This window comes from Salinicola peritrichatus, from assembly GCF_003206715.1.
GTDB classification, from domain to species: domain Bacteria; phylum Pseudomonadota; class Gammaproteobacteria; order Pseudomonadales; family Halomonadaceae; genus Salinicola; species Salinicola peritrichatus.
On sequence record NZ_PZJU01000054.1, the window covers coordinates 20,167 to 37,197 of the forward strand.

A 17,031-nucleotide genomic window follows, 5' to 3' on the forward strand; every position below is an offset into this window, starting at 1 on the left:
CGAACTCTCCTACGCCTTCTCGACGCGCACGGTGAACGACTTGTACTCCGGTGTCTGGGTGTTGGCGTCGCCGACGAAGGGCGTCAGCGCATTGATTAGATATCCCTTCCTGGCCGCGCCGGTAAAACCCCAGTGCAACGGAATCCCTACGTGGTGAACCTGGCGATCACCGATCCGCATCGGTCGCATGCGCTTGGTCACCACCGCCACTGCACGGATCGAACCGCGATTGGACGACACCTTGACCCAGTCCCCGGCGGCCACGCCGATCTCCTCGGCCAGTGCCTCACCAATTTCGACAAACTGCTGTGGCTGCACGATGGCGTTGAGTTCGGCGTGCTTGGTCCAGAAGTGAAAATGCTCGGTCAGCCGATAGGTCGTCGCCGCGTGAGGAAAATCCTCTGGCTTGCCCAACGCCTCGCGATCGGCATCGAAGATGCGCGCAGCCGGGTTGTTGCGCGCCTGCTCCTTGCCCGGATGCAGCAAGTTCTGTGGCACCGGTGACTCGAACGGCTCGTAGTGCTCAGGGAACGGACCGTCGACCATGCTTTGCCCGGCGAATAGATGGCCGACGCCCTCCGGCTGCATGATGAACGGCATCTGCCCCTGAGATGGCGGCGAGTTGGTCGGGAAGTCGGGCACGTCGGCGCCGACCCAGGCACCTTGCTCGCCGTCCCACCAGATGAACGCCTTGTTCGTCCCCCAGGGTCGCCCCTGCAGGTCGGCGCTGGCTCGGTTGTAGAGGATGCGCCGATTCATTGGCCATGCCCAAGCCCAGCCGAGCGTATTACCGGTGCCGTAGGGGTCGGCGTTGTCGCGGCGCGCCATCATGTTGCCGTCTTCGGTCCAGCAGCCGGTGAAGATCCAGCAACCCGCCGCCGTCTTGCCGTCGGCGGTAAGCTCGGCGAAACCGGCGAGTTGCTCGCCGGCACGACGGGTCACGTTGCCGTCGGCATCGACGAGATCCTCGAGTGCCCGGCCATTGTACTCACGCGCCAATTCCTGAGGCGACGGCTCGGCGGGAATCTTGTAGTCCCAGGTCAGGTTAAGAATCGGCGCCGGAAAGACACCACCCTCCTGTTGATAGAGCTGCTTCAACTTGAGAAACAGTTCCCCCATGATGGCCGTATCAGGGCGGGAATCTCCCGGCGGCGGCGCCGCAGCCCAGTGCCACTGCAGCCAGCGCGCACTATTGACGATGGAGCCCTCGTCCTCGGCAAAGCAGCAGGTTGGCAGACGGAACACTTCGGTGTCGATCTGACTCGGGTCGACATCGTTGTATTCGCCGTAGTTCTTCCAGAACTCGCTGGTCTCGGTATTGAGCGGATCCATCACCACGAGATACTTGAGCGATGACAGCGCTCGAGTCACCTTGGCCCGGTCGGGGAACGAGGCCAGCGGATTGAATCCCTGGCAGAAGTAGCCGGTCAGTTCGCCACGTGACATGCGATCGAAGGTATCGAGCACGTCATAGAGCGGTCGCTCCAGCTTGGGCAGCCAGTCGAAGCACCAGTCGTTCTGCTGCGTGGCCGCGTTACCAAACCAGGATTTCATCAGGCTGACGTGGAAATTCTCGTAGTTCTTCCAGTAGGAAACCTGCCCCTCGATGGTCGGCTGCTTGACACGCTTGTCGATGTAGGCGCGATACTCCTGCTCCGTGGCATTGGCCAGGGTCATGTAACCTGGCAGCAACTGGGACAGTAGCCCGAGATCGGTCAGCCCCTGGATATTGGAGTGACCGCGCAGTGCATTGACGCCACCGCCGGGCATGCCCATGTTGCCGAGCAGCAACTGCACCATGGCTGCAGTACGAATGATCTGCGAGCCGATCGAATGCTGGGTCCAGCCGAGCGCGTAGAGGATCGTCATGGTGCGATCCGGCACTGCCGTGGCAGCGATCTTTTTCCAGATACGCTGGATGTTGTCCACCTGAATCCCGGTGATGCTCGACACCATGTCCGGCGTGTAGCGCGAATAGTGTGCGCGCAGCAGCTGATAGACGCAGCGCGGATCCTGCAAGGATTCGTCACGACGCACGAAGCCATCGTCGCCCATCGCGTACATCCAAGACCGCTTGTCGTAGCTGCGGGTAGAGGCGTCGTAACCAGAGAACAGACCGTCCTCGAAACCGTAATCATCGCGCACGATCAAGGCGGCGTCGGTGTAGTTGAGCACGTACTCGCGCTGAATCTGGTCGGTCTCGATCAGATAGCTGATCAGCCCGCCCAGGAACGCGATATCGGTGCCGGTGCGAATGAACGCCTTGTCCTGAGCGACAGCGCCGGTCCGCGTGAAACGCGGATCGATCGTGATCAACTCGGCCTTGTTGTGTTCAATGGCTTCGGTCACCCAGCGGAAGCCCACGGGATGCGCCTCGGCGGAGTTGCCGCCCATCGAAAGAATCAGATTGGCATTGCGGATGTCGACCCAGTGATTGGTCATGGCACCGCGACCGAATGTTGGGGCAAGACCTGCCACCGTCGGTCCGTGTCAGACGCGTGCCTGGTTGTCGAATGCCACCATGCCGAGGCTTCTCACCACCTTGTGCGTGATATAGCCCGCTTCGTTGGATGAGCCGGACGCCGCCAGAAAGCCCGTGGTCGTCCAGTGGTTGACCGTCTGCCCTTGGGCATTGCGCTGGACGAAGTTGGCGTCGCGATCCTCTTTCATGTGACGCGCGATACGATTCAACGCCTCATCCCAACTGATGCGCTGCCATTCGTCACTGCCCGCTTCACGTACCTGGGGATACTCGAGGCGCCCCTTGCTGTGAACGAAATCCAGAAGCCCGGCTCCCTTTGGACAGAGCGAACCTCGAGAAACCGGATGATCCGGATCGCCCTCGATATGGAAGACGTTCTGTTCGACGTTCTTTGCCCCATCACCCTTGCTGTAGATCAGGATGCCGCAGCCCACCGAACAATAGGTGCAAGTGTTGCGAGTCTCTTTGGCGTGGGTCAGCTTGAATTGGCGAATCGAAGCCTCGGCGGGTTCGGGCGCGAAGCCCATCATCGCCAGACTCGAACTCGCCAATCCCGCCCCGCCCAGTTTGAAAAACTGGCGCCGCGTGACATTGATGGCCATATGTCGTCCTCATCGGTCTTGATTGGCACCTCTGTTCCCACTGGGTGCTTGCTATTCCTTATAGCAAACGCAAGCCGATACTGTCATCGTTACCGACTAGACAAATCATCACATACGACCAAAGTCGTAGCACTAAAAACGCAAGAAGCCCATTCGCCGATCTCGGCGAATGGGCATCGACTATGCAGCCAGATACCGACCGGTATCACGTCACCTTGGCGGGCGTCGCCTCCGACTTCGTCTTGGCCAGCAGGAACAGCACCACGGTAATGACCGCGCCGACGATGTCGCTGACCAAGCCCGGGAAGATCAGCGCCAGCGCCCCGACGGCCGCCAGCAGGCGCCAGAACGGATTGAGCGGTCGGCGCAGATAGCCTTCCACCGCTACCGCCAGCAGCAGCACACCGATCACACCGGTGACGATCACCCACAGCGTGCCCCACAGCGTCGCGTCGATCATCAGCATGCTGTGGGCGAACACGAACATGTAGGGCACCACGAAGCCGGCGATGGCAAGTTTCATCGCCTGGAAGCCGGTCGCATTGGGCGAGCCGCCGCTGATGCCCGCACCGGCATAGGCGGCCAGCGCCACCGGCGGCGTCAGGTTGGCGAACAGACCGAAGTAGAACACGAACATGTGGGCGACGAAGATCGCGGTGTCGTTGCTGCCCGCCAGTTCGCGGAACATCGGCAGGTTGAGCAGAATCGGCGCCGCCATGGTGCTGGTGATGATGTAGGTCGGAATGCTCGGCAACCCCATTCCCAGCACGATCGACGCGATCATGGTCAATACCAGCGTGACCAGCAGTTGGATCATCGGGATCGGGACCTGCTGACCCAGCGTCACCACGGCGTCTGCCGCCTCCAGCGCGATACCGGTGAGCGTGGCGATGCCGACGATGATGCCCACCGCACCGCACGCCACCGCCACCGGAATGGCGTTGCGCACACCGTCGTGCATGGCGTCGCGACAGTCGGCGATATCCATCTTCTCGGCCACCATGCCGAGCCTGGCGCGGATCGCATTGATCACCACCGGTATGGCAATGATCAAGAACAGCATCCAGCGGCTGGCCGGGAAATTGGGCAGCGCATTACCGTGGAACAGCGCCCGCAGTTGTGGCTCGAAGATCAGCAGTACGAGGATCACGCTGAGCCCGACGGTGACCCGGCGGGTACCGCAGATCAGCACGGTAGCGGCGATCGACCAGAAGGCAGCGAAAAACGGGGCGCGGCCATCGAACAGCAGCCACAGCAGCACCGCCATCGGCACCAGCAAATGGCCGCGCTTGAGCATGACTTCCTTGAATGGCGTCAGTTGCGAGCGTGGGATGCCTTCCAGGCCATTGCGCATGGCACGCAGATGCACCTGAAACAGCACCCCGAGATAGTAGAGCAGGGCCGGAATGATGCCGGCCAGGATCACCTGGGTGTAGGGTACCGACAGCACCTCGGCCATGATGAACGCCGCCGCACCCATGATCGGCGGCAGAATCTGCCCACCGACACTGGCCGAGGCTTCGACCGCGCCAGCGAAGTTGGCCTTGTAACCGGTCTTTTTCATCAGCGGGATGGTAAAGGCGCCGGTGGTCACCACGTTGGCGATGGCCGAGCCGTTGATCGAGCCCAGGAAACCGCTGGCGATGACCGCCACCTTGGCCGGACCGCCCCGAGTGTGGCCGGCGATCGACAGCGCCAGATCGTTGAACAGCTGGCCGAGGCCGGACTTGCCGAGAAAGGCACCGAACAGGATGAACAGAATGATGTAGCTGGCCGAGACACCGATCGCCGTGCCCAGCAGTCCTTCGGTGATGAATACCAGGTGCGAGACGATCTGGCGGCAGGTGGCGAGGATGATGGTCTCGTTCAGCTGCGGATAGAACGACAGCTTGGCGTAGAAACCGTAGATCAAGAACAGCGCCGCGAGGATCGTCAGCCCCCAGCCGGTGACACGTCGCGTCGCGTCCAGCACGAGCAGGATGGCAATGAAGCCGACGATCATGTCGGTCTGGTTGATCCGTCCGGCGGAGGCGATCACCCGGTCCGAGACCACCAGCATGTAGACACCGATGCCGAATGCCACCAAGGCAACCAGCGCATCGCCCCATGGCACCCGGTCCCGCGCGCCCTTGCGGGTCAGCGGATAGAGAATGAAGGCCAATCCCAGCAGGGTGTAGAGGTGGATGCTGCGCTGGGCGACATCCACCAGCGGTCCGGAGAAAGAAGTGTAAAGATGAAACAACGCCAGCAGCACGCTGACGAGGGTGACGAACTTGACCACCGCGGCGGGCAGTGAATCCCGCACCAGACTTTCGCGGTCGAATTTTTCCAGCGCTTCCTTGACCGACGGATCCTCGGGAGCATCGGCGGAAAGTGTCACTTTTGGTTCGGACATACTAGTTTCCTACATTCAGCGAAACGCCAAGAACCCGTTTACGATATGCTGCGCGTCGGCCAAACGTCGTTAAAAACGCTTTCGGAACACTCATTTAACCCTATGTAAACTCGTACGCGAGCCCGGTCCTTTCCTTTCCTTAAGCGTTTTCGCCTAGTTTGGTTCTAGCTCGCGAGATCGTAAACAGATTCTAAGACAACCAAGGTCTGATCAGTGCCGGCAACGCTCGCCACAGCGGCGCCTTTTCCACGGCAAATTCCAGTATCGGTGGTGGATCACCGTGGGAGAGCACAGTGACATGGCCGGCGAAGATCATGCGGTAGTGCTCTTCCACTGCCGCCTGTACCGCGAGCGGATCGACGATACGATCGATACCGGTCATCACCACCCAGCCGTTGTCGAGATGGGTCTCCTTGCCGGCATGGGAAGGCACGCCCGCCCCGAAGGTCTTGAAGCGGGTGCCGGTGATCTCGATCGCGCCGGTGTCGGTGACCTTGAACCACTCTTCCCAGTCTTCCTTCTCGACTGAATGCATCCAGCGCAGGGTGAACGTCGTTCCCTCCCAGCCCGGAAACGCGAACCGCCACTGCTCCCCGTCGCGCACCACCAGCCAGGGTAGCGGATACGCAACGGTGGCGATCCCAAGGATCGCCACCGTTGCCGCTATCAACCAGGTTTTACGTGTCATGACGGACTAGGCCTAGACACGCCGCCCATCCACTCGAAACCGAGGGAGTTCAGTGCTGGGATTCGCTACTGCCGCTGGTACCGCTATCCCCGGTGGCTTCGACATTATCTTCCGGCGTTTCGGCGCTGGTCTGCTTGGCCCGATCGGCCTCGGCGCCGTCCGACTCGGTGGTCGCTGCCTGTTCGTTGGAAGCCTTGGAAGCCGTAGCCTCGCTGACGTCGGCCTCGTCGCCCGCGTTGCCTGCATTGGACGACAGCGTCTCATAGTAGGCCTTGGCTCCGGGATGCAGCGGCACCACCAGGTTCTGGTCCATGCTATCGGGGTCGAACTGCTTGAGCGCGCCGACGGAAACATTGCCGGATTCCAGATAGTCGTGGAAGCGCTTGGCCAGATCCTCGGCGACATCGTCGCGCATGTCGCTGCCGACGATCATGATGTTGCGGATCGCCACGGTATCGACGGCATCGCCCAGATTGTAACGCTCGGGCGCGCCGGCCGGGATCTCGTAGTTTTCGTAGTACGGATACTTCTCGAGCAGCGTGGAGGCGACATCGCCATCCACCGGGACGAAGGTCACGTCGGTGCTCTGCATCAGGCCGGTGATACTGGAGTTGGGCACGCCGGAGGTGAAGAAGGCCGCATCCAGGTTGCCGTTGCCCATCTCGGTCACGCTATCGGCGTAGCCGGTATGACTGACCTGGGCCAGATCGTCGTAACTCAGGCCGGCGGACTCCAGTACCTTGGCCGCGCTCTGCTCGACCCCGGAACCGACCTTGCCGACGCCAACGCGCTTGCCGGCCAGGTCGGCAATGCTGTGGATGCCGCTGTCGGCCGTGGCGACGACCTGGACCACGTTGGGGTACATGCCGGCGATGGTCCTGATGTCGGCGGGCTGGCCGTCGAACTGGTTCTGCCCTTTGACCGCATCGTAGCCCACGTCGCTCATCACGATGGCGACCTGATTGAGGCCGTCGGTAATGTTGTTGATGTTCTGCACGGACGCACCGGTAGAGACCACCTGCACACCGTCGACCAGATCGCTTTGCTCGAAGACGCTCTTCAGCGCGCCGCCGATCGGGTAGTAGCTGCCACCGGTACCGCCGGTACCAAAGATCAGATTGACCGGCTCGCCATTGGCGGCGCTATCGTCATCACCGCTGTTGCCGGAGGACGCAGTGCTCTGAGTATCGCTTGCGGCTCCGCCGGACGAGGACTCCGTCTGCGTGGGGGCGCTCTCACTCTGCTGGGACGATGACTGCGACTGACTGTCGTTACTGGCCTGGTCGTCGCCGTCGTCTCCGCATCCCACCAATAGCGCACCGGAAAGCCCCAAGGCGGCGAACAACATCCCTATACGTAGCCTCATGTATCACCCCGTCGGTTGAACAAGTAATAAGAACTGGTCATAGAGTAAGTAACGGTCGTCCCCGATACCATGCCGAAGCCAGCAACTATAACTAAAGTCTAAGCATTTTCATCTATCTATCCGCGACAGGCTACTGTCTCTGCTGCCCCAACGGCCATTGCATTGCAGGCGAGTTCGAGCTGGCGCAGCTTCACTCGTGCTGCGAGCGTGGTTCGCTCTCGTTGTCCGCTGAATTGCCCACGAGGGCCGTGATTACCCTGCCGATCGTCAGGCCCTGCGCCAGGATCGAGAACAGCACGATGATATAGGTGATCATCACCAACGCGTTGCGGTATTCGCTTTCCGGCAGCCCCAACGCCAGCGCCACCGAGATGCCGCCGCGCAGCCCGCCCCAGGTCAGCACCCGGGTCGTGCCGCGGCGATAGTCGATCCAGTGCTTGAGTGCCAGCAGCGGCAGGCCGATGGTCGCCAGGCGCGCCACCAGGATGACGACGATCAGCGGCACCGCGACGACCAGATACGACCACTCGAAGGGAATCAGCAGCAGTTCGAGGCCGATCAGCACGAACAGCACCGCGTTGAGAATCTCGTCGATCAGTTCCCAGAAGCCGTCGACGTAGCGCCGCGTCGTCTCCGACATGGCATGTTCGCGGCCGCGGTTGCCGATGAACAGCCCAGCAATCACCATCGCGATCGGCCCCGAGACGTGGAGATGGGTCGCCAGGGTATAACCGCCCAGCACCAGCGCCAGGCTGACCAGCACTTCGATCTGGTACTGGTCGATGCTCTTCATCATCAGGTAGGCGACGTAGCCGGTGACCAGGCCGAGCAGGATGCCGCCGCCCGCCTCCTCGAGAAACAGCATGCCCGAGTGGGCGAAGGTCAGTTGCTCGCCGGCGGTGGCCGCGCCCAGCAGCAGCGTGAACACCACCACCGCCACGCCGTCGTTGAACAGCGACTCGCCGACGATCTTGATCTCCATGTCCTCCGGCGCGCCGGCGCTGCGCATGATGCCGAGCACGGCGATCGGGTCGGTCGGCGAGATCAGCGCGCCGAATACCAGACAGTAGAGATAGGGGGTCTCGAGATGGAAGGTGGCAAACAGCCACCAGGCGGCGCTACCGATTGCCAGGGTCGAGACAACCACGCCGACGGTGGCAAGGAAGCTGATCGAATAGCGATAGTACCTGAGCTTGGCGAAATCGACGTGCAGCGCACCGGCAAAAAGCAGAAACGACAGCATGCCATCCATCAGCAGCGCATTGAAATTGATCTGCCCAAGCCACGCCTCGGCCCAGTCGGTGATCATGTCGAAGCCAATGTGGTTGAGCGCGATCAGCGCCAGCGACAGTAGCAGCGCGATGAACATCACGCCGATGGTTGCCGGCAGTTTGACGAAACGGTAGTTGAGCCACGCCAGCAGCGCGGTAACGGTGATGAATATGGCTGCGATTTCCAGCATGGCGTCCCTTCCTATCGGAGTTGTTCCTACGAATGGCGCCACCGTCAGGCCCGATTCAAACCCGCTGACGGCTGATGGCGCGGCGTCCTGCGTGCGCTATTTACGATAGCGCATGGCGAAGCCATCCTTCCGTACTGTCGCCATGACATGGCTAGAGCGTGCTGAGCACAGACGTAAAAAAGCGGGCCCGGTAAACCGGACCCGCCGTCTCATTTCTGCAAGCCTATCCTCACTGTCCAGCAGCGGACCTGAGCGCCTCGGCCTTGTCGGTCTTCTCCCACGGGAAAGCGGTAAAGGTCTCGGTCTGCTGTTCGCCGCTGACATCGGTCCAGGCGTAGCTGTGCTCGAACGGCTCGCGACCGAAGTGACCGTAGGCCGCGGTGAGCTGATACATGGGGTGGAGCAGGTCGAGCATGCGCGTGATCGCGTAGGGGCGCAGGTCGAAGTGCTCGCGCACCAGTTCGATGATCTTGTCGTCCGACACCTTGCCGGTGCCGAAGGTGTTGATCGACACCGAGGTCGGCTCGGCGACGCCGATCGCGTAGGAGACCTGGATCTCGCACATGTCGGCCAGCCCGGCGGCGACGATGTTCTTGGCCACGTAGCGGCCGGCGTAGGCGGCGCTGCGGTCGACCTTGGACGGGTCCTTGCCGGAGAAGGCGCCGCCGCCGTGGCGGGCCATGCCGCCGTAGGTGTCGACGATGATCTTGCGCCCGGTCAGGCCGCAGTCGCCGACCGGACCGCCGATCAAGAACTTGCCGGTCGGATTGATGTGGAACCTGGTCGATTCGGTGATCCACTCGGCCGGCAGCACGTCACGGATGACCAGTTCCTCGACGGCGTGACGCAGCTCCTCCTGGGAGATGCTCTCGTCGTGCTGGGTCGACAGCACCACCGCATCGACGGCGACGGGCTTGCCGTCGTCGCCGTAGCGGAAGGTGACCTGGCTCTTGGCATCCGGACGCAGCCAGGAGAGCGTGCCGTTCTTGCGCAGCTCGGACTGGCGCTCGACCAGGCGATGGGCATAGTGAATCGGCGCCGGCATGTAGGACGGCGTCTCGTTAGTGGCGTAGCCGAACATCAGGCCCTGGTCGCCGGCGCCCTGGTCCTCGGGCTTGCTGCGATCGACGCCCTGGGCGATATCGACGCTCTGCTTGCCGATCAGGTTGATCACCCCGCAGGTCTCGCCATCGAAGCCGACATCGGAAGAGGTGTAGCCAATCTCCAGAATCACCTTGCGCACCAGCTCTTCCAGATCCACCCAGGCGGTGGTCGAAATCTCGCCGGCAACGATCGCCACGCCGGTCTTGACCAGCGTTTCGCAGGCCACGCGCGCCTGCTTGTCGCGGGCGATGATGGCGTCAAGAACGGCATCGGAGATTTGATCGGCGATCTTGTCCGGATGGCCTTCGGAGACGGATTCGGAGGTAAACAGAGAGTATTCGCTCATGGCGTACGGAGATCCCTTCGTTCACTGGTTGCGGCTCGCAGTCACGACCCGCCTTGGCTGGACATTCAGCGCCGTCGGACGGCAGCAAACGGCGCATGACGTCCCCAGGGCCTAGTCCCGAGCGCACCGGGACAGGGGTCAAAAGTCTACACACTGAATCGCTAGCTGCCTATGCTTTGCCACCTAAGCCGTCGATTGACCAGCGCTATCGTGGGCCGTCGCGCCATGCACCATCTCGATCAGTCGTTCGATACCCGCCGTGGCATGCTCCCGCTGCCAGGCGTTGCGACCGAAGATCACGCCGCGGGCACCGTTGTCGATCGCGCCACGGGTAAAGCGTGCCAGTGCCTCGTCGTCGTTCATCGCCGCTCCGCCCAGCACCAGCACGGGAACCGGGCAGCTCTCCACCAGCATGCGCATGTCCTCGGCCTCGCCGGTGAACTGCGCCTTGATCAGATCGGCGCCCAGTTCGGCGGCGATTCGCGATACCCGGGCGATGCGTGCGGCATCGAGCCGATCGCCCTCGCGGCTGCCCCACACCACCGCCTCGACGATCAACGGCAATCCGATCACCTCGCACTGGCGCGCGGTCTCGGCAACGACACGCAGGTTGTCCGCCTCGCGCCGGGGGTCGTCGTAACCCGAGATCAGGCACATCACCACGGCGTCGGCACCCAGCGCCTGCGCCTCGGCGGGCGTGGCGATCATGCGATGATGCTCCTCGCCGGCCAAGGCGAAATCCCCGACCATGGGATAATCGATGCGCAGCACCGCCCTCGGCGCTTCGCTGTGGGCGAACAGCTCCCGGTACTGCTTGAGCAGGCCGGGCGACAGCAGCACCGCTTCCGGCCCGGCTTCGATGATCGCCGCCACGGTTCGCCGCGCATCGATGGCATGCTCGACCGGCCCCGCCAACAGGGTGCGATCGAAGGCGACCATGCAACTCAAGCCGGTATCGCGGCGAAACAGACGTCCAGTGCGCAAATGGCTCGAGGTCAGGGCGTGCGTCATGAGGCGGCCTCCGCATCGGTGGTTTGAGCCTGGGTCGCTGGCGCCAGCGAGACGCCGTGTCGCGTGGCAATCTGTCGCGTCGCCGCGACCTCCTGGCGGCGGCGCGCTTCCGTCCATCCCAGGGCCCCTGCGCAAAGGCTCGCGACCTCGTCTATCACCGCCGCATCGAGGCGCGCGGAGAGTGCGATCGGCAAGCGCCGGAAGAGCACGTCGGCCAGATGTTCGACGCGCTCGTGGCGACAGACGAAGTCGATCTCGCCGACCCGATAGTCGTCGAGGGACTTCAGCCGCCGCTGGCCTTCGGCGGCTTCCTCGCAGTGACGCGCCACCATCTCGCCACGGCTGCCGTAGCGCTCCAGCAAGGCGATCGCACGCCGGCGGTCACCCAGGCACAGCACCGTCACCCGCTCAAGCCACGCCTCGCGCGCGGCCATGTCGCGGGGATAGTCGCGCCCCCCGCCGATCGCCAGTTGCCGGGTATCGATCGCGCGCCGACGCCCGAGCCGGGCCAGCAGTTCGTCGCTCACCTCTTCGGCGAAGCCGCGGAAAGTGGTCCACTTGCCGCCGACCAGCGACAACACCGGCCAGCCGTGGATGCGATCCTCGACGATGGCGTGATCGCGGCTGATCTGGCCGGGATCGGTGACATCACTGCACGGCAACGGACGCACGCCGCTGTAGCGATAGCGCACCTGCCCGGGCTCGATCGGTACCTCGGGGAACAGGTAGCGCACTGCTTCGAGCATGTAGTCGCGCTCGTCATCGTCGCATACCGCCTGATCCGGATCGGTACAGCGAATGTCCGTCGCCCCGACCAGTACGTGATCCATGAACGGATAGATCAGACAGATGCGCCCGTCCGGGGTGCCGAAGTAGATCATGCGGCCGTCGAGCTGGCGCCGCAGTGCGGGCGCATCGACGATCAAATGTCCGCCCTTGGTACCGCCGATATGCTGCGTCCCGAGCCCCAACAGCCGGTTGATCCCGTCGATCCAGGCTCCGCCGGCATTGACGATGACCTGCGGGCGCACGTTGAAACACCGCCCGCTCTCGTCCTCGAAGCTCACGCTATCGCCGTCGGCCCCGGTCAATGTCACGTGGTTGAGCGCCATCGCCCCGCGATGGGCACGGCAGCCGTCGTCGATCAGCTCGTAGCCGAGGCGTTCGGCCTGAGTGATGGCGGCATCGTAATAGGTATGCAGCGCGCGCACGTCGCGGCGAATGCCCGGCAGCGACCGGTGCACCTTGCGTCCGAACATCACCGAATGGCGCGGCATGCTGCGAAACTGGCGGCCGAAGAAGTCGTAGAGCGTCAGCCCCAGCTCGCTGATCAGAATGCCGCGGTCGTCGAGCTTGGCCGGGCGACCGAAGAAACGCTGGATCGACGGCCAGATCCCGCCCAACCAGCTATGGGTCGGCATCGCCGTGCGCAGTGGATGGACCACGTGAGGGGCGTTGCGCAGCAGCAGATTGCGTTCGCGGGTCGACTGCGCCACCAGACGGAACTCGCCGCTTTCCAGATACTTGAGCCCGCCATGGATCAGTCGCGACGGCGCGGCGCTGGCGCCGGCGCAGAAGTCCTGCTTGTCGACGATCAACACGTCGACGCCCTGTAGCGCCAGATCCCGGAACAGCCCGGCACCATTGATGCCGGCGCCGACGATCAGCACCGAAACCGCCGGATCGGCGGACAGCCGTTCCAGCGTCTGCGAGCGGTTCAAAGGCGGCATGGTGCTCATCGCGCGGCTCCCGTCGAAGCGGCGACAGCGGGCGCCGAGGACAACGCCGCGTCAGCCGCGGGCTCGTCGGCATCCAGCTCCGACCACAATGGACGCAGGCATTCGACCAGCCGCTGATAGCGTGCGAAGCCTTGCTGACATGCGGCCTGACGCCCGGGGTCCGGCACATAACGGTGATCGACCTCGCACAGCCCCGTCGTCGCCTCGATCGTGGGGAAGACGCCGGCCGCCACGCCGGCGCAGATGGCCGCGCCCCAGGCGGCGGCTTCCCGGATTCGCGACGTCTCCAGCGGCAGCCCCAGAGCGTCGGCGAACAGTTGGGCCAGGCGCGGCGAATGGCTGCCGCCACCGGTGATCCGCACCCGCTCGATGGCAAACGCCGAGGCCAGCGCGTCGACATGCACCCGGTGGTTGAAGACCACCCCTTCGAGGATCGCCCGCAGCACATGGCCGCGGCCGTGCCAGCCCTGCAGGCCGAACAGCCCGGCACTGGCCGGCTCGTCGTAGGGCGAACCGTAGAGAAACGGATGGTAGACCAGCCGCGACGGGCTGGCGAAAGCCTCCGCCAGCGCCGCCTCCATCTCGGCGAGAAAAGCGCCGGTACCGCCATCGTCCGCCCTGCCCCATTGGCGGTGGAACCATTCGAGATTGCTCGACGACGCCGGGGAGATCGCCATGTTGAGCCATTGCCCGGGGCGCAGCCCGTTGCGGGTGGCCCAGCGCGGATCGGGATGCGGAGCGTTCGAGAACACTTCGTTGATGCTGAATGTCCCGGCGGCGATGGTCAGGCTGTCGGCACCGACATTGCCCAGTCCCACCGCGCTGGCGGTGACATCGTGCAGCCCGGTGGCCACCGGAGTGCCGGCCGTCAATCCGGTTTCCCGCGCGGCCTCTTGCGTGACCTGGCCGGCAATCTGGTCAGGCATGCGCACTTCCGGCAGCGCCGCGAAGGCAGCTTCTATGCCGAGCATCGCCAGTCCCTCGCGACTGTAGCGCTGCGTGCGCACGTCGGTATAGCCGGTGCTGGCCTCGGTGAAGTCGGTGGCGACCGCCCCCGTCAGCTTGAGACGCAGCCAGTCCTTGCAGGTCAACACATGACCGAGAGCACTGAAACGCTCGGGCTGGCACGCCTGCAGCCACGCCAGCAGGGCCACCGGCGAGAAGGCGAACGGCACCTGGCCGATCCGCTCGAGCGCCTGTTCGCGCACACCTTCCCGGCACCAGCGCTCGACGATGCCGGCGGCGCGGCTGTCCAACGAGGTGATTGCCGCTCCCAACGGCTCGCCGTGTCGATCGACCGGATAGAGCCCGTCGCCATGGCCGGTGACGCCGACCGCCAGGATATCGCCGCCGTCGAGCCCGGCTGCGTCCAGGGCGCCGCGGATCGCCCTGGCGGCGCTGGCCCAGGCGGCATTCATGTCGCGCTCGACCCAATGCGCCCGAGGGTGTTCGAGCCTGGATGAATCACGCGCGACCCCGGCCACGCGCCCCCAGGTATCGAAGATCACTGCCTTGGTGGCGCTGGAACCGCCATCGAGCCCCAGCAGAAAACCGCGTGACATGGCTGCCTCCCATTGGCGGCGTCCGCCCGCTGTGGCAGACGCCTTCACAGCCATTTCTAACACCATGTTGTTATATTTCCGCGTTAGACATTGGTTTTAACTTCTCAATAACTTTTATTTAATTTATTTATTTTCAAAAACTTAAAAAGAAGAAATCTATCAGTCTCTTTCTCGCGACCAAAGTCATACGGAAAATTATCACGCCAGGGTGTTATGAATAGGAAAACTTCATATCGTCGGAGTTACCATGTCGACCCAGCCCTCCTCCACTCTCACTCTAGCCTTGCCTCACGACATGCAGGCAGTGGTCTGTCGCGGCCCCGGCGACTACCGCCTCGAGCGCGTGCCGACGCCCCGCCCCGGGCCACGGGAGCTGATTCTCAGAATCCAGGCCTGCGGTATCTGTTCGAGCGATCTCAAGTGCCGCGACGGCGCCGCCATGTACTGGGGTGACGGCGAGCGCTTCCCTCCCTGGGTCAAGCCACCGATGATCGTCGGCCATGAATTCGCCGGCGAAGTCGTCACCCTCGGCGAAGGCGCGGACGCGCATTTCGGCGTGTCGCTCGGCGACCGCGTGGTACCGGAGCAGATTCTGCCCTGCCAGCAGTGCTTCTACTGCAAGCGCGGTCACTACTGGATGTGCGAGGTCCACAACATCTTCGGCTTCCAGGGCGGCGTTGCCGATGGCGGCATGGCGGAGTATCTGCGGGTGCCGGCGAATGCCGTGCTGCACCCGGTCGATCCGCGCCTCTCCGTCGAGGACGCCGCCTTCCTCGAGCCGCTGGCCTGCGGCATCCATGCCGTCAACCGCGCCGACATCCAGTTCGACGACAGCGTGGTGATCGCCGGTGGCGGGCCGATCGGTCTGGCGATGGTCCAGCTCGCCAGACTCAAGACACCCAAACAGCTGATCCTGGTCGACACCCACGACGACCGTCTGGCCCTGGCCCGTGACTACGGCGCCGATCATGGCTTCAATCCGCATCGCGACGATATCGCCAAGGAGATCCGTGCGCTCACCGGCGGCTACGGCTGCGACGTCTACATCGACGCCACCGGCTCGTCGAGTGGCGTGATTCAGGGACTGGAAGCCCTGCGCAAGCTGGGTCGCTTCGTCGAGTTCAGCGTATTCAAGGAACCCACCACCGTCGACTGGTCGACCATCGGCGATCGCAAGGAGCTGGACGTGCGCGGCTCGCATCTCTCGCCGCACACCTATCCGGTGGCGATCGACCTGCTGGCCCGCGGCCTGGTGACGACACGCGGCATCGTCACCCACCACGTGCCGCTTCACGAGTTCGAACGCGGCTTCGAGATCGCCGCCCGGCGGGATTCGATCAAGGTCGTGCTGACCACCAGCGAGGCCTGAGGGAGAGCGCAGCCGAGTCGTCGCGTCGAGGTAGACTACGCGCCTCATCTTTCTCACACGTCACGGGAGAGCCATGACCTCGCTCGAGATCACCACGCCCCGCATCAAGGGCGCGCCGGCGCGTCGCCAGGCGATGCTGGACCATATCATTCAGGCCGGCTCGGCCCAGGTCGATGAATTGGCCGCACGCTTCGGCGTCAGCCGCATGACCGTGCACCGCGATCTCGATGCCCTCGCCGACCAGGGCATGGTCAACAAGCAGCATGGCGGCGTCACTACCCGCTCCTCCAGCGTGTTCGAGAGCAATTTCGCGCTGCGCTCACATATCGCCACGCGCGAGAAACAGGCCCTGGCCCGTGCCGCGCTGGAACGGATCTCCCCCGGCGAGGCGGTGATGCTCGACGACTCCACCACCGCAGCCCAGCTAGCCTCGCTGCTGCCGACCCGCGAGCCGCTGACGGTGATCACCAACGGCCTGGAAAGCATCGATCGCCTCAAGTCCGCCAGCGGCGTCAAGCTGATCACCCTCGGCGGCGATTACCAGCCCCGCTTCAATGCCACCTTCGGCCTGCTGTGCGAGCAGACCATCGCCAGCCTGCGCGCCAATGTGGCGATTCTCTCCGCCTCGGCGATCCTCGGCACCACCGCCTACGTCCAGGACCCGGCGGTGACCCAGATCAAGCGCGCCCTGATGGCGGCGGTGGAGCGGCGGATTCTGCTGGTGCATAGCGCCAAGTTCGGCAGCGGCGCGCTGCACCGGCTGGCCGATTTGAGCGAATTCGAGCTGATCCTGGTCGATACCGGGCTCGACGCGGTACATCGCCGGGCGCTGGACGAGGCCGGGATCGACTATCTGCTGGTCAAGGTCTAGCGGCGATGTCGTCCATTCGCAAATCCACGGACAA

Annotated in this window: 11 protein-coding genes; 2 read left to right on the plus strand and 9 right to left on the minus strand. The window is 63.6% G+C overall.

Annotated features, from left to right (window positions below):
• Window positions 1-9: 9 nt before the first annotated feature.
• The 9 genes from fdnG to DOM57_RS18250 all read right to left on the minus strand — a co-directional run bounded on the left by fdnG (window position 10) and on the right by DOM57_RS18250 (window position 14,757).
• On the minus strand, window positions 10-3,084 hold the full coding sequence (gene fdnG / locus DOM57_RS18205) for a formate dehydrogenase-N subunit alpha (protein WP_476707495.1): 3,075 nt from the start codon (window positions 3,082-3,084) through the stop codon (window positions 10-12).
• Between the two features lie 205 nt (window positions 3,085-3,289).
• On the minus strand, window positions 3,290-5,479 hold the full coding sequence (locus DOM57_RS18215) for a TRAP transporter permease (RefSeq protein WP_110650609.1): 2,190 nt from the start codon (window positions 5,477-5,479) through the stop codon (window positions 3,290-3,292).
• A gap of 190 nt (window positions 5,480-5,669) precedes the next feature.
• Window positions 5,670-6,167: a DUF1850 domain-containing protein gene (locus DOM57_RS18220; RefSeq protein WP_110650610.1), complete on the minus strand. Its 498-nt coding sequence runs from the start codon at window positions 6,165-6,167 to the stop codon at window positions 5,670-5,672.
• Window positions 6,168-6,216: 49 nt separating this feature from the next.
• Window positions 6,217-7,533, minus strand: coding sequence for a TAXI family TRAP transporter solute-binding subunit (locus DOM57_RS18225; RefSeq protein ID WP_110650611.1), 1,317 nt, complete (start codon window positions 7,531-7,533; stop codon window positions 6,217-6,219).
• A 190-nt stretch (window positions 7,534-7,723) separates the two neighbouring features.
• The gene (locus DOM57_RS18230; RefSeq protein ID WP_110650612.1) at window positions 7,724-8,995 is read right to left on the minus strand and encodes a cation:proton antiporter; all 1,272 of its coding nucleotides are present in this window, start codon (window positions 8,993-8,995) and stop codon (window positions 7,724-7,726) included.
• Window positions 8,996-9,224: 229 nt separating this feature from the next.
• Entirely contained in the window at window positions 9,225-10,445 is a 1,221-nt protein-coding gene (gene metK / locus DOM57_RS18235) for a methionine adenosyltransferase (protein WP_110650613.1), read from the minus strand.
• A gap of 183 nt (window positions 10,446-10,628) precedes the next feature.
• Window positions 10,629-11,456: a class I fructose-bisphosphate aldolase gene (locus DOM57_RS18240; protein WP_162619593.1), complete on the minus strand. Its 828-nt coding sequence runs from the start codon at window positions 11,454-11,456 to the stop codon at window positions 10,629-10,631.
• Window positions 11,453-13,195: a glycerol-3-phosphate dehydrogenase/oxidase gene (locus tag DOM57_RS18245; protein ID WP_204353031.1), complete on the minus strand. Its 1,743-nt coding sequence runs from the start codon at window positions 13,193-13,195 to the stop codon at window positions 11,453-11,455. The genes DOM57_RS18240 and DOM57_RS18245 overlap by 4 nt, the downstream gene beginning before the upstream one ends.
• A complete protein-coding gene (locus DOM57_RS18250; RefSeq protein WP_110650615.1) occupies window positions 13,192-14,757 on the minus strand; it encodes an FGGY-family carbohydrate kinase in 1,566 nt (521 codons plus the stop codon). The genes DOM57_RS18245 and DOM57_RS18250 overlap by 4 nt, the downstream gene beginning before the upstream one ends.
• A gap of 247 nt (window positions 14,758-15,004) precedes the next feature.
• On the opposite strand from DOM57_RS18250, the gene DOM57_RS18255 reads away from it, so the two are divergent.
• Window positions 15,005-16,126, plus strand: a complete 1,122-nt coding sequence (locus DOM57_RS18255) for an alcohol dehydrogenase catalytic domain-containing protein (RefSeq protein ID WP_204353032.1) — start codon at window positions 15,005-15,007, stop codon at window positions 16,124-16,126.
• A 73-nt stretch (window positions 16,127-16,199) separates the two neighbouring features.
• Complete coding sequence (locus DOM57_RS18260) at window positions 16,200-16,997, plus strand: DeoR/GlpR family DNA-binding transcription regulator (RefSeq protein ID WP_110650617.1); 798 nt, start codon at window positions 16,200-16,202, stop codon at window positions 16,995-16,997.
• The last annotated feature ends 34 nt before the right edge of the window (window positions 16,998-17,031 follow it).